Raw genomic sequence first — 13,780 nt, forward strand, 5'->3', positions numbered from 1 at the left:
GCGGCCGCGCCCGCGCAGGCGGAGCGGACCTGTGCGGTGCCGGGACGCGACAACCGGGGGAATGGTGCGGCGGTGAGGCTCAGAGCTCGACGACGGTCCCGGTGGTCCTGGAGCGTTCCGCGGCGAAGACGACGCGGTGGCTGGCGAGGCTGGCGTCGATGCCGGACACGATCAGTTCGCCGCGGCCGCTGTGCAGGGCATCGAGGTAGGCGTTGAACATCGCCTCGTCACCGCCGGCGTGTCCCTCGGCGGCGGAGGAGCCGTCCAGGGAGGCGTCGATGACGGTGGTGCGTTCGGTGCGGAAGTCATAGATCTCGATGAAGCGGCCGTCGCCGGTGATCTGGCCGCGGGTTCCGAAGATCTTCGTATGGCGGTTCTGCACCGGGGTGAAGGCGGTGAGGGTGAAGGACGCCGTGACGCCGCCCTGGTATTCGAGGTTGACCACCTGGTGGTCGACCACGTCGTTGTCCGAGTGGTAGACGCAGCGCCCGTAGGGCCCGTCGGCGAGCGCGGCGTTCACGGCGTCCTCGGTGGGTTCGCCGGTGCTGATGATCCGGGTGAAGTACCTCTTGGTCCCGCCGTGGCGAAGCCCGTCCTGGTAGAGGCGCTTGGCCGAGTAGGCGCAGGCCTGCTCGACCGGGCAGCTGACGCAGCGTTCGGTTGCGCCCGGCGGTGCCTGTTCCGGGCGGAAGTGGGTGAGGCTGCCGAACGAGGAGACCCGGCGCACGGGGAGCCCGATGATGTCGCTGAGCCAGTCGATGTCGTGGCATGACTTGGCCATGAGCAGGAACGTCGACCCGTCCTGGCGGCGCCAGTTGCCGCGCACGAAGGAGTGGGCGAAGTGGTAGTAGCCGATCGGCTCCAGGTGCTGGACGGAGACGATGTCGCCGATGACTCCCTCCCGCAGGGCCTGCTTGAGGGCGACGGTGTACGGCGTGTAGCGCATCACGTGAGTGACGGCCATCGCGGTGTTGTTGCGGCGGGCGGCCTCGGCGATGGCTTCGCAGTCGGCTTCGTTGGTGGCCATGGGCTTTTCCAGCAGGAGCTGGTAGCCGAGGTCGGCCAGCGCGGTGGTGGCCGCGACGTGGTCGGCGTCCAGCAGCGAGACGACTGCGATGTCGGCCATTCTCGGCCGCTCGGCGAACTCCTGCCAGGTCGCGAAACGGCCCTGCCGGGGGATCCGGTGCCGGGCGGAGAACGCCTCGCGTACCGTTTCCCGGGGTTCGGCCACCGCCACGATCCGGGCCTTGGCCGGTCGTTCGGCGGCGAGGTCCGCGTAGGCGCTGCCGCGGGCGCCGGCGCCCAGGACGGCGATGGTGAGCGGGCGTCCGGCGGGTTCGGTGAGCGTGCCGCTGATGAAGCCGCTGGAGAGTCGCGCGGGGTGCACGGGCGTTCCTGTCTGCTGGGTGGGGCGGGCAGCGGCGGTCATCCCTTGGTCGCTCCCCCGTGAGGCCCTTGACGAAGTGCTTCTGGAAGGCGAGGTACATGACCAGAACCGGCAGGGTGGCCAGGAACATCAGCGCGAAGACGGCACCGAAGTCGCTCTGGTGCTCCCCGATCGCCCGGTAGATGCCGACGGTGACGGTCGTGCCGTTCGCCGGGCCCAGGATGATCAGCGGGTTGAGGAAGTCGTTCCACACCCAGACCCCGAGGAAGATCATGACGCTGGCGGAGGCCGGGCGCAGCAGGGGGAAGACGATCTGCCAGAACGTCCGCAGGCGGCCGGCGCCGTCCAGTTGGGCGGCCTCCTCCAGCTCCAGGGGGATGGTTTTGACGAAGCCCATGAAGACGAAGACGCCGAACGGCACGTAGTAGCCGATGTTGACCAGGATGAGTCCGAGGACGGTGGTCATCAGGCCCAGCGCGTTCAGTACCTGGGTGATGGGGGTGAGGATGACGGCGGAGGGGATCATCAGCCCACAGAGCATGCCGACCAGGGTGGCTTTGGCCCAGGGGCTGCGGGAGCGGGCCAGGTAGTGGCCGAGCATGGCGGAGATCGCGGTGGTGGCGGTGACCGAGATGGCGGTGATCTCCGCGCTGTTGATCAGCCCGTACCAGAAGAGGTGGTCCGGCCGGGAGAGGACCGCGGAGATGTTCGCGAGGGTCGGCGGCGCCGGGAGACCGGCCGGGTGCGGGACGATGTCCGGCCCGCGCTTGAAGACATTGACCAGGATGAGGTAGAGCGGCAGGAAGAAGGCGGCTCCGGTGAACACGGCGACCAGCGGCCGGAGCCAGCTGCCCGAGGTCCCGGCCGCTTCGCTGCGGGGGCGGTGGGCGGGCTGCCGCGGGGGGCGTCGTGCGATGGTGCGTCGCGCGGTGGTGCGTGGCTGTACGGCCTGGTTCACATCGACACCTCTCTGCGTTGGAGCAGCCGCAGGACGACGACCGACACTCCGCAGACCAGCAGGAGCATCACCGTGGCCATGGCCGAGGCGTAGCCGATGTGGTTGCCGGTGAACGCGGTCTGCACGACGTTGAAGGCGATGGTGGTCGTGGTGCCGTTGCCGGGGCCGCCGTTGGTGATGACCTGGACCTGGTCGTAGACCTTGAAGCCGGTGATCAGCAGCATCACGGTGTTGATGGTGACGGCGGGGGCGAGCATGGGCCAGGTCACGTGGCGGAAGCGGGCGATCCCGTCAGCGCCGTCGATGGAGGCGGCCTCGTGGAGTTCGGTGGGCACGCCCTGCAGGCCGGCGAGGTAGACCACGACGCAGAAGCCGAGCATCTGCCAGGTGATGATCCAGGCCAGGGTGTACAGGGCCAGGCCTGGATCGGAGAACCAGCCGGGCGGGTGGGCCACCCCGAGACCGCGCAGTGTGGAGTTGAGCAGGCCGTCGTCGGACAGGATGGACTGCCAGATCACGCTGACCACGACCGAGCTGAGGATGACGGGGGTGAAGAAGACCCCGCGCAGGGCGTTGTAGAGCCAGCCGCGGCGGTCGAGGAGCTGAGCGATCAGCAGGCCCCCGGCGTTGGCCGCGAAGGTGACGATGACGGTGACCAGTGCCGTGTTCCGCAGCGCCCGCAGGAAGTCGTCGTCCTTGGCCAGCTGGACGTAGTTCTGCAGGCCGACGAATCGGGTGGGCGGGTTGAACGGGTTGTTGTTGGTGAGGCTGTAGTAGACGGTCATCGCTGCCGGCACCAGGACGAACACGGTGTACAGGATGATGCCGGGTGCGCCGAAGAGAGTGAAGGTGCCGATGCCGCGCAGGACGGCGGCCGGGCGGATTCTGCGGGCACCCGGCGGTTCTGGCTGGGGCTTCACAGCGACCCCCTTTCCGATAGTTGTGTCGCGGGCCCGGAACCGCACCGGAGGCGGGATGCGGCTCCGGACCCGCGGTCCGGGGGCTACTGCTTGGCCTTGGCCCATTGCTGGTCCAGGAAGGACGAGAACTGGGCGGCCGTCTTCTTGCCGGTCATCAGGTCCTGCACGCCGATGGCGGCCTTGTCGGCGACCCCCGGCGGCAGGGCGATGTCGCCGCCCTCGATCGAGAAGGCGTCGACCACGGCGCCCGCGGCCACGGCCTGCTGGTACAGCGCGTACGTCGCGTTGTAGACGGGCCCCATGTTGGAGGGCGGGGTGTAGCCCTTGAGCGCGATGATCGAGCCGTCGGCTCGCACCGAGGCGTCGAGGTTCTGCTTGTCCTCCATGAACGCCAGCGCCCACTTCTTGGCCAGCGCCACATCGGGGGCCTTGGATGAGACGGACAGGCCGCCGCCGGTGTAGGCGGGGAGGACGAGCTTGCCCGAGTCGCTGGGCCAGGCGAAGACTCCGACGTCGAAGCCCGGCTTCTTGGCGTCGGCGGAGGCCGCGAACCACGAGCCCATGGGGTACATCGCGCCCTTGTGGTCGCGGAACGCCTGTTCGTCGTCGGCGTAGGAGCGCGACAGACCGACCGGATCGATATAGCCGGCCTGGCTCAGCGCGGCGACCTTCGCCACCGAGTTGGTGAAGACCGGATCGGTGAACTTGGCCGAGCCGTCCACCCGCTTGCCGAGCCACTTCGGGTTGTCGGCGTAGACGTCGGTGCCCACCGCGGCGATCAGCGGGAACATGTCGGCCCAGGTGTCCGCCCCGCCTCCGCCCACCACGAACGGGTTGATCCCCTTGGCCTTGAGCGCCTTGGCGTCCGCGAGCAGATCGGCGTAGGTCTTGGGCGGAGCGGTGATGCCTGCGGCGGCGAAGTCGGCCTTGTTGTAGTAGACCAACGGCTCGGGCTGCGTGTTGTACGGCAGTTGGTAGACCTTGCCGTTGATCGCGTTGGAGTCGGGGGAGACGAAGTCCTGCAGCTCGCCCGCGGTGAACGGCGCGAACTTGCCGGCCTGGGCGAACCCCTGGGGGTTGACCGCGATCATGATGTCCGGGAGCTGGCCGGAGGCGTCGAGCTGCTTGGCGTATCCGGTGCGGTCCGTGTTCGGGGACACCACCATCTTGATCGTCACGCCCGGCACCTTGGCCGAGGCCCGGGCGATGGCCGCCTTCCAGTAGGCGGCGTTGAGGTTCGGGGTCTCGAAGGTGAGGAAGGTGAGAGTGGCCTTCCCCTTCCCGGAGGCCTGGCCGCCGGAGCTGCTGCTTCCGCCTGCCGCACAGCCGACAAGGGCTGTCGCCGCAGCCAGTGCGACGGCGCCGCGCACCACAGTTCTTCGCACAGTGGGTTCCTCCCTGGCCTGGCCGCGCCAGGCGGTTCGTTTAGATAGGCAGACTCGCTTCATAATCTGCTGACGGGGGAAGTAACCCATGCGGAACAGGCGGTGTCAACGGCTGCAACACGGGGAATTTTGGGATATCAGGCCCATTTTCGGCGAGCCGCTTGCTCTTGTTACGCAGCCACTCATAATATTGACCCAGGCTCGGTCGGGGCCGGCGAATGACTGGGGCTGCAGCTGTGAAGAACATGCGAGGGGACTCGTCCTACCTGCGCAGGATCAACTCCGTCGCGGTCCTGCGGGCACTGCATGCCGGAAGCTCGTTCACCATCTCCGCCCTCGCCAAGGCCGCCGGTGTCTCCCGCCCTACCTGCGAGGAAGCCATCAACGAACTGCTCGCCCAGGGCTGGGCCGCCGAGGCGCACATCGATCAGACCGGCCCCCGCCGGCCCGGCCGCCCGGCCCGGCGCGTGCGCTTCCGCGCCGAAGCCGCCTATGTGGCGGGCCTCGACATCGGGGCACACAAGGTGCTGACGCTCCTCACGGACCTCTCCGGCACCGTCGTCGCCAGCTGCCGGGCGACGGTCCAACCCGACTTCAGCGCCGAGGAGCGCCTTGCGGTGGCACGCAAGACCGTCACCGGCGCCCTGGCGGCCGCTCCAGGGGAAGGCCACCCCAGCCTGCTCGCCGTCGTGGTCGGCACTCCGGGGGTGGTCGATGCCGAAGGGAAGGCGTTCGCCCCCACGGTCATGCCGGAGTGGAACGGCCTGCCCCTCGGCGACCGGGCCCGGCGGTTCTTCGGCACCCTCGCCCGCGACGGAACCAGGACCTGGACCGGGGTGGAGAACGACATGAACCTGGCCGCGTTGGCCGAGCACTGGTGGGGCGCGGCCCGGGGCGTCGACGACGTGGTCTACCTGCACGCCGGCTACCGCATGGGCGCAGCCGTACTGATCGGCGGACGACCGCACCGCGGTCGGCACGGGGCCGCGGGCGAGATCGGCACGCTGTCAGTCCTCAACTGGGTCGACGCCTACCGGCAACTGCTGTCCTACGACCCGCCCAACGGCGGCACGGCGGAACAGGTCGAGCGGATCTTCGCCGCCGCCTCGGGCAAGGACCGGCGGGCGAGCGCGCTGGTCGAAAACTTCGCCCGGGGCATGGCGGACGGCCTGGCGGCCATGGTCCTCTCCGTCGACCCCGAACTCGTCGTTCTCGGCGGCGGAATCTCCCAGGCCGGCGCGGCACTCCTCGACCCGGTCCGCGGACACCTGGAGCCGCAGTGCCCCTTCCCCCCGCGGGTGGTCACCTCGACGCTGGGCGACGAGGCCGTCGCACTCGGCGCGGTACGCCTGTGCCTGGACCACGTGGAGAAGGAACTGTTCGACGCCGATTCCCACCCGGCAGACGCACCTCGTAGGGAAGCTGACGTCGCCCCGCTCTGAAGTCGCCGTCCAGGCGTGCGGACGCGGAACGCCGGCCCGGGGCCCGGTGCCCCTCCCCAACCGGACGGGTCGCCGACATCCTGGAGCCCGGCCCGAGCCGGCGGCACCATGAGCCGCACTTTCACCGACCCGCCTGAGTACCTGACCGCTTCCCCGCGTGCCGCCGACGACAGGACCGGATGGTCCCGATGAAAGGGGAGTACCGCAGCTCGGGCCTCCCGCGGTGCAGGTGACCGTGGTGGTGGACGTCACGACGGGGGCGCCGCACGCCGCGGCGGCGGACGCCGGAGCAGCCAGGGCGACCGTCCCGGCCGTGGCGGCGAGCAGGGCCCCGGCCAGCGGCAACGGACCGGAACGCCGATGACGGCGGGAGCGGGGGCGGGGAGGAGTGGTTGCCGACATGCGAACGTCGTCCCTTCTGGGGTGGACGCGCCGCCGTGGTCGGGGTCCGGCCGGCCGGACCGGGCTCTACTCGCCGCGCCGCGATTGCTAACATGAGCAAGGCTCATATTGAGAAATGGGAGGGGACTGGACATGGCGAATCGTCTTGACCTGCACGAAGACTTCCGTTGGGGTGTCTCCACCGCCGCCTATCAGATCGAAGGGGCCGTCGAGGAGGACGGGCGCGGGCTCTCCATCTGGGACGTCTTCGGCGCCCGTCCTGGCGCTGTCAAGAACGGCGATACCGGACGAATCGCCTGTGACCACTACCACCGCCATGCTGAGGACATCGCGTTGATGCGCGGCCTCGGCCTGGACGGATACCGCTTCTCGATCGCGTGGCCCCGGGTGCAGCCGACAGGGGCCGGCTCGGTCAACCTGGCCGGGCTCGACTTCTACGACCGGTTGGTGGACGACCTGCTCGCCGCCGGGATCGCTCCGCTGCCCACTCTCTTCCACTGGGACCTCCCGCAGGCCCTCGAGGAAGCGGGCGGCTGGCTCGCCCGCGACACCGCCTATCGCTTCGCCGAGTACGCGGGCCTGGTCGCCGACCGCCTCGGCGACCGTGTTCCGGCCTGGATCACGCTCAACGAGCCCTTCATCCATATGGTGTTCGGCTACGCACTGGGCATCCATGCCCCCGGCCGCACCCTGATGCTCGATGCGCTGCCGGCCGCTCATCACCAGTTGCTCGGACACGGCCTCGCCGCGACGGCGCTGCGCGAGCGGGGCGGGCAGGTGATGATCGCGAACAATCTCACCCCGGTCCGGCCGGCGAGTGACGGCGACGCCGACACGGCGGCTGCTGCCGCGTACGACGCACTGCACAACCGCCTCTTCCTCGACCCGCTGCTGCTCGGCCGCTACCCCGACCTCGGCGCATTCGGTGTTGCACCTGACCTCGGGGGCAGCGTCCGGGACGGCGACCTCGAGCTGATCGCTGCGGCACCCTTGGACGGCCTTGGCGTCAACTACTACAACCCGACCCGGATCGGCGCCCCCACAGGCCCGGAGCTCCCCTTCACCGAAGCTGAGATCGAAGGGGTTCCTCGCACGGCCTTCGGCTGGCCGGTCGTCCCCGACGGCCTCCGCGAACTCCTGGTCGGCCTGCGCCAGAGGTATGGGACGGCGCTGCCGCCGATCACGATCACCGAGAACGGCTGCTCGGTCGAGGACGCCCCGGCGCCGGACGGCACCGTCGTCGACCAGCCCCGCATCGACTACCTCGCCGGCCACCTCGACGCACTCGCCGCCGCCGTCGCGGAGGGAGTGGACGTCCGCGGCTACTTCACCTGGTCCTTGCTTGACAATTATGAATGGGCGGAAGGATTCAGCCAGCGCTTCGGTCTGGTCCACGTCGACTTCGAGACGCTGCGCCGCACGCCGAAGGCTTCGTACGCCTGGTACCGCGACACGATCGCCGCCCATCGGGCGCACTGGGCTGGGTAGTTGGGCGCTCCGGCGACCACAGCGCTCGTCAGGATCGACCCAGGCCGATGGGCGCGGTGGGAACAGGGTGCCGATGGCTGTGCGGGCAGTGGGGCGTGGAGACGGGGTGTTCGACCGTTGCCGAGGCCATCGGCAGCGGTTCAGCACGTCTCGTTGCTGTGCTGTACCGGTGGTTGGGCGGTCGGCTGAGGTGTTGCCGCGGGCCGGTATTCCTGAAGTTTCGGGTTATCAACCGGTCTCGGGTGGAACGCTGGGATGCACGTCTCAGGGTGAGGGGGTCCGGATGTTGCGTTCGGTGCGGTGGGTGTCAGCGGTGGCTGCTGTGGTGGTTGCCTTCGGGTTGTGCCTGTGGCTGGGCCGGACGGTTTCGTTCGGGTGGATGCCGGCGGGGGAGGCCGATCGGTGGGTGGTGGCGACGGCCTTCGCCACGGTGGGGGCCGGTGCGGTCGGGGTGGCTACCAGCTGGTGGGCAGGACGGGAGGAGCCGTCGGCGCCGGAGTCGCCGGGCAGGCGGGTCGCGCAGCGGGCGAGAGTGTCCGATCGCGCACGAGCCGCCCAGGTCGGCGGCAACCAGAACGCGCCCATCGGTACTACCAGCGGCAACACCACTCCCGACCACATCGAGCAGGACGCTGAGGCGTCCGGCGATGCACAGGTCACGCAGGTCGCCGGGGACCAGAACACGATGGGGCAGGGGAGTTGACGGCCGACTGTGAAGGCGGCCCTGGCCGCGTCGAGCAGCACGCGGAGGCGTTCGACCACGCAGTGATCACCCAGGTTGCCGGAGACCAGAACGTCTACCTGCCGGTGCATGGTCCGGCTCCGAGGGCGTTGCACTCACTGCCCGCGGTACATGGCACGCTGATCGGTCGCGACGACGAGATCCAGGAGCTGCTCGACCTGCTCGACCCGGGCAATGAGGGCGGTTTGGCGGTCGTGGTGTCGGCGATCGCGGGACTGCCCGGGGTGGGGAAGACCACCCTGGCCCTGCACGCTGCGAACCGGGCCGTTGAGCTCGGTTGGTTCCCGGGCGGTCATCTCTTCTTGGATCTACGCGGCTACGATCCCGTCGGGAAGGTCACGGCCGGGCAGGCGCTGGGCGCCCTGTTGCGTGCCCTGTGCGGGGCTGACGCGGACTTGCCGGTCGATCCGGAGGAACAGGCCGCGGTGTACCGGTCGCAGCTGGCCGCCCGTGTCGCCGACCGCGGGCCGGTCCTGCTGGTACTGGACAGTGCCTCCAGCGCCGCACAGGTGGAGCCCTTGTTGCCGGGCGGGCACCGGCATCGCGTCCTGGTCACCAGCCGGCACACGCTGGCCTCGCTGCCCGCCTCGTTGATCGACCTCACGGTGCTGCAAGCCGCCGACGCCGCCAATATGATCAAGAGCTCGCTCATTGCGGCGAACCGCGGCGATCCGCGCCCCGCACGGGAGCCTGAGGCGTTGGCACAGCTGGCCGAGCGCTGCGGGTTCCTGCCCCTGGCCCTGCAGATCACCGCTGCGAACCTGATGGTGGAATCGGAGCGTTCCCTGGCCGATCTGGCCGGCGAGCTGAAGGACGAACAAGCCCGGCTTGCCCTGTCCTACAGCGACGATGAACAGACGCTGGCCGTACGGGCCTCGTTCGAACTGTCCTACCGCCGGCTGCCGCCGGAACAGGCACAGCTGTTCCGGTTGCTGTCGCTGAATCCGACCGCACAGGTCTCCCTCGAAGCTGCGGCAGTCCTGACGGCGGTATCGGTGGGGCAGAGCCGGTCGCTGGTGGTCAAGCTCGCCCAGGCCCACCTGATCGAACCGGTGGGGGAGCAGCGGTGGCGCATGCACGACCTGCTGCGCCTGTACGCGAGAGAACTCGCCGACCGGCACATCGGCGTCAATGACCAGGAGGAGGCCTTCGACCGTCTCTTGGAGTACTACCGGACGACCGCAGGCGCCGCGGACGATCACCTGTGCGCACTGCCCGGCGATTCGCTGCCCGAGCGGTTCCCGGGCCGAATGGCGGCGCTGGCCTGGCTGGACGGCGAGCGGCTCAATCTCGTCGCCGCCGTCACCCTCGCCGTCGCCACCGCACGCCCCCGCATCGCCATGTCCCTGACCGAACACCTGGCCGTCTTCCTGAACCAGGGCCGGTACTCCGACGATGCGATCACCACCGGACAGCACGCCCTCACCGCCGCACGCGAGCTCGGTGACCGGGACGGCGAGGGCCGGGCGTTGAACAACCTCGGTAGTGGTCTGATGCAGGCGCGCCGGTTCGAGGAGGCCGTCGACGCCCACACCCGGGCCGCCACCATCCACCGGGAACTCGGAAACCAGCAGCGCGAGGGCGCGGCGTTGAACAACCTCGGCCTCGTCCTGCGGGAGGTGCGGCGGTTCGAGGAGGCACTCGAAGCCGATACCCGGGACCTGGCCATCTGCCGGGACCTCGGTGACCGGCACGGCGAGGGCCGGGCGTTGAACAACCTCGGCTGCGGTCTGCTGCAGGCGCGCCGGTTCGAGGAGGCCGTCGACGCCCACACCCGGGCCGCCGGCATCCACCGGGAACTCGGCGACCGGCACAGCGAGGGCATGGCGTTGAACAACCTCGGCCTCGTCCTACGGGAGGCGGGGCGGTTCGAGGAGGCAATCGAGGCCCACACCCAGGACCTGACCATCTGCCGGGAACTCGGCGAAGGGGACAGCGAGGGCACGGCGTTGAACAACCTCGGCCTCGTCCTGCGGGAGGTACGGCGGTTCGAGGAGGCCGTCGACGCCCACACCCGGGCCGCCGCCATCTGCCGGGAACTCGGCGACCGGCAGGGCGAGGGTATGGCGTTGAACAACCTCGGCCTCGTCCTGCGGGAGGTGCGGCAGCTCGAGGAGGCCGTCGACGTCCTCACCCGGGCCGCCGTCATCTTCCGGGAACTCGGCGACCAGGGCAGCCAGGGCACGGCGTTCGAGGGCATGGTGGTGAACAACCTCGCCGTCGTCCAGCGGGAGGCGCGGCGGTTCAGGCGGATGCGACGCCTGTGGCGCGCGGTCATGGGCAGGGGCAGGTCTATCGGAAACGGTCGTCCGCGATAGACCCCAGGCCAACGGCCGCGGCCATCGAGCCCGCTCCGCCGCCCGACTGGCTCGCCCACGGGCTCACGCGTACCGGCCATCCGGAAACCACTCCGACCCGGTCCCCAGCTACCCGTGTCGTGCCTCAACGCGGGCGGCAAGCCGTTGCAGCTTCCGGCAGGGGCAGGGGCAGGGGCAGGGGCAGCGGCTGCGGCACAGCCACCCGCACCCACCGCGCCCTGATCGCCGCCCATCGAGACGCCGGAGCCTGGGCCCGACCTGGCGCTGGCGCTGGAACCGGAGCCGGCGGCGGGTGAGAAGTCTTGGCGGCGCGGGGTGGCGTGGCTACACTCGCGCCAACATGAGCAGTCCTCATGTTCTGCTGAACTGAGGAGAGCCCATGCGCGCCGTGACCGCACGTCCGCCGGCCGCGCTCGAGGAACCCACCGCCCGGGTGCGGCCCGGCTGGACCGCCGCGTTGAGCCTGGCCAGCCTCGCGGTGTTCATGGCGTTCTTCACCCCGATCCAGATCCTGCTGCCCCTGCAGCTGGAACACCTCGACGAGGCGCACAAGGCGGCGAACCTCGCGTGGGTGACCGGTGCCGGCGCGCTCGTCGCCGTCGTCGTCAATCCGCTGGCCGGCGCGCTGTCGGACCGTACGACCGGGCGCTGGGGCCGCCGTCGGCCCTGGATCGTCGGCGGCGCCCTCGCCGGCGCCGCCGGGCTGCTGGTCACCTCGGCGCAGCACACGCTGCCCGGCATCGTCGCCGGCTGGTGCCTGGCGCAGAGCGGTCTGAACGCGATGCTCGCCGGGGTCACGGCGCCGGTGGCGGACCAGGTGCCGGTCGGGCAGCGTGCCGCGGTCTCCGGCTGGACGGGGATCATGCAGTCGCTCGGCCTGGTGCTGGGCGCGCTGCTGGTGACCACGGCCGTCTCCGGCGTCGGACCCGGGTATCTGCTGACGGCGCTGCTGGCCGTCGCGCTGGCCCTGCCGTACGTGCTCTGCTTCCGGGAGCCCGTCCTGCCGCGCGCGCTGCGCCCCGCCTTCCGTCCGCGCGCGCTGCTGAGCGGCCTGTGGGTCGATCCGCGCGCCCACCCGGACTTCGGCTGGGCGTGGCTCACCCGGTTCCTGATCAACCTCGGCAACGCGCTGGGCACGCTCTATCTGCTCTTCTACCTCACCGACGAGGTGCACCACCCGGACCCGGACACCGGCGTGCTGGTGCTGACCGTCATCTACACCGTCTCCGCGACCCTCACCGCGATCCCCGCGGGCATCGCGTCGGACCGCATCGGCAGACGCAAGGTGTTCGTGGTCGTGTGCAGCGTCATCATGGCGGTGGCCGCCCTGCTGCTGGCGGTCGCCCACACCTGGACGGCCGTGATGATCGCCGCCGCGGTCCTGGGCGCCGGGTTCGGCATCTACCTCGCCGTCGACCAGGCGCTGATCACCCAGGTGCTGCCGTCCGCCGCCGACCGGGCGAAGGACCTCGGCGTCATCAACATCGCCAACTCGGGCCCGCAGGTGCTGGCCCCCGCCGTCGCCGCGCCGATCGTCGCCCACCTCGGCGGCTATCCGGGCCTGTACGTGGCCACCGCCCTGGTGACCCTGCTCGGCGGTGCGCTGGTGCTGCGTATTGTCGGGGTGGACTGAGGATCACCGAAGAACGGCAGAAGCGGACGCGGCGACGCGGTCGCGGAGAACCCACGGAGCACCGGCACCATGTACCTCCCCGTGCAGACGCACGTCGCCAACGGCACCGGCGTCATCGCCCTGGACCGGCCCGAGGCGCTCAACGCGCTCGATCTGACCATGGTCCGGGCGATGACCGAGGCCCTCGAGACCTGGCGGGACGACGACGGCGTCCGATCGGTCGTCGTCCGCAGCACCTCGCCGAAGGCGTTCTGCGCCGGCGGCGACATCCGCACGATCCGGGCGGCGAGCCTGCGCGGCGATCACGCGGCCGTGCGGGAGTACTTCGCCGCGGAGTACGGGCTGAACGCGCTGATCGCGGCCTTTCCCAAGCCGTACACCGCGCTCATCGACGGCTTCGCGCTCGGCGGCGGCCTCGGGATCTCCGTGCACGGCACGGCGCGGGTGGTGACCGAGCGGGCGGCGCTGGCCATGCCCGAGACCGCCATCGGGTTCTTCCCCGACATCGGGGCGAGCCACTTCCTGCCCCGGCTGCCCGGCTCCGTCGGCCGGTACCTGGGGCTGACGGGCGCCCGGATAGCGGGCGCGGCGGCGGTCGGCTGCTCACTCGCCACGCACTACGTGCACTCCAGTGAGCTGCCCGCGCTGGAGGAGGCGCTGACCGGCGGCGGGGAGCCGGCCGCGGTACTCGAGCGGTTCGCGGTGACGGCGCCGGCCTCCGAGATCGGCGCACACCTCGACGCAATCGACCGCTGCTTCTCGGCCCCCGAACTGCCGGAGGTCTTCGAACGGCTGGCGGCGGAGGGCGGCGACTGGGCGGCCGAGACGCTGGCCGTCCTGCGGCGCATGTCGCCGACGAGCCTGTTCGTCACCTTCGAGCTGCTGCGGCACGGCGCCGGGTCCGACCTCGGTGCGTGTCTGGACCGGGAGCTGCGGCTGGCCTGCCGTACCGCCCGTGCCCATGACTTCCTTGAGGGCGTGCGGGCCGCGCTGGTCGACAAGGACCGGAACCCGGGGTGGTCGCCCGACCCGCTCACGGCCGCTGACCACGCCGAACTGCTGAGCTGGTTCGACGCGTAGCGCCAGGCGGGCCGGTCACGAGCGG

At 70.4% G+C, this 13,780-nt stretch carries 9 protein-coding genes and 1 pseudogene; 6 read left to right on the forward strand and 4 right to left on the reverse strand.

Features of this window, described 5'->3' with window-relative positions; all coding sequences use genetic code 11:
• Positions 1-79: 79 nt before the first annotated feature.
• From LNW72_RS35475 to LNW72_RS35490, 4 genes and pseudogenes are all read right to left on the reverse strand, one after another.
• Complete coding sequence (locus tag LNW72_RS35475) at positions 80-1,429, reverse strand: Gfo/Idh/MocA family protein (protein ID WP_250979135.1); 1,350 nt, start codon at positions 1,427-1,429, stop codon at positions 80-82.
• Between the two features lie 79 nt (positions 1,430-1,508).
• A pseudogene (locus LNW72_RS35480) lies at positions 1,509-1,988 on the reverse strand (carbohydrate ABC transporter permease); the annotation flags it as partial.
• Positions 1,989-2,341: 353 nt separating this feature from the next.
• Positions 2,342-3,370: a carbohydrate ABC transporter permease gene (locus LNW72_RS35485; RefSeq protein ID WP_374117371.1), complete on the reverse strand. Its 1,029-nt coding sequence runs from the start codon at positions 3,368-3,370 to the stop codon at positions 2,342-2,344.
• Positions 3,349-4,650 carry an ABC transporter substrate-binding protein gene (locus LNW72_RS35490; RefSeq protein ID WP_250979137.1) on the reverse strand — a complete coding sequence of 434 codons (1,302 nt, stop codon included), beginning with the start codon at positions 4,648-4,650 and terminating at the stop codon, positions 3,349-3,351. The genes LNW72_RS35485 and LNW72_RS35490 overlap by 22 nt, the downstream gene beginning before the upstream one ends.
• 245 nt (positions 4,651-4,895) lie before the next feature.
• Between LNW72_RS35490 and LNW72_RS35495 the strand changes: the two genes are divergently transcribed.
• From LNW72_RS35495 to LNW72_RS35525, 6 genes are all read left to right on the forward strand, one after another.
• On the forward strand, positions 4,896-6,092 hold the full coding sequence (locus LNW72_RS35495; RefSeq protein WP_250980436.1) for an ROK family protein: 1,197 nt from the start codon (positions 4,896-4,898) through the stop codon (positions 6,090-6,092).
• Positions 6,093-6,626: 534 nt separating this feature from the next.
• Positions 6,627-7,982: a GH1 family beta-glucosidase gene (locus LNW72_RS35500; protein ID WP_250979138.1), complete on the forward strand. Its 1,356-nt coding sequence runs from the start codon at positions 6,627-6,629 to the stop codon at positions 7,980-7,982.
• 532 nt (positions 7,983-8,514) lie between these two features.
• Positions 8,515-8,685, forward strand: a complete 171-nt coding sequence (locus LNW72_RS35510; protein WP_250979139.1) for a hypothetical protein — start codon at positions 8,515-8,517, stop codon at positions 8,683-8,685.
• Positions 8,682-11,042, forward strand: coding sequence for a tetratricopeptide repeat protein (locus LNW72_RS35515; RefSeq protein WP_250979140.1), 2,361 nt, complete (start codon positions 8,682-8,684; stop codon positions 11,040-11,042). Before LNW72_RS35510 ends, LNW72_RS35515 begins: the two co-directional genes overlap by 4 nt.
• 379 nt (positions 11,043-11,421) lie before the next feature.
• Entirely contained in the window at positions 11,422-12,675 is a 1,254-nt protein-coding gene (locus tag LNW72_RS35520; protein ID WP_250979141.1) for an MFS transporter, read from the forward strand.
• A 69-nt stretch (positions 12,676-12,744) separates the two neighbouring features.
• Positions 12,745-13,755 (forward strand): enoyl-CoA hydratase/isomerase family protein, encoded by a 1,011-nt coding sequence (locus LNW72_RS35525; protein WP_250979142.1) that lies wholly within the window; start codon positions 12,745-12,747, stop codon positions 13,753-13,755.
• The last annotated feature ends 25 nt before the right edge of the window (positions 13,756-13,780 follow it).

The organism is Streptomyces sp. RKAG293, from assembly GCF_023701745.1.
Taxonomy (GTDB): Bacteria; Actinomycetota; Actinomycetes; order Streptomycetales; family Streptomycetaceae; genus Actinacidiphila.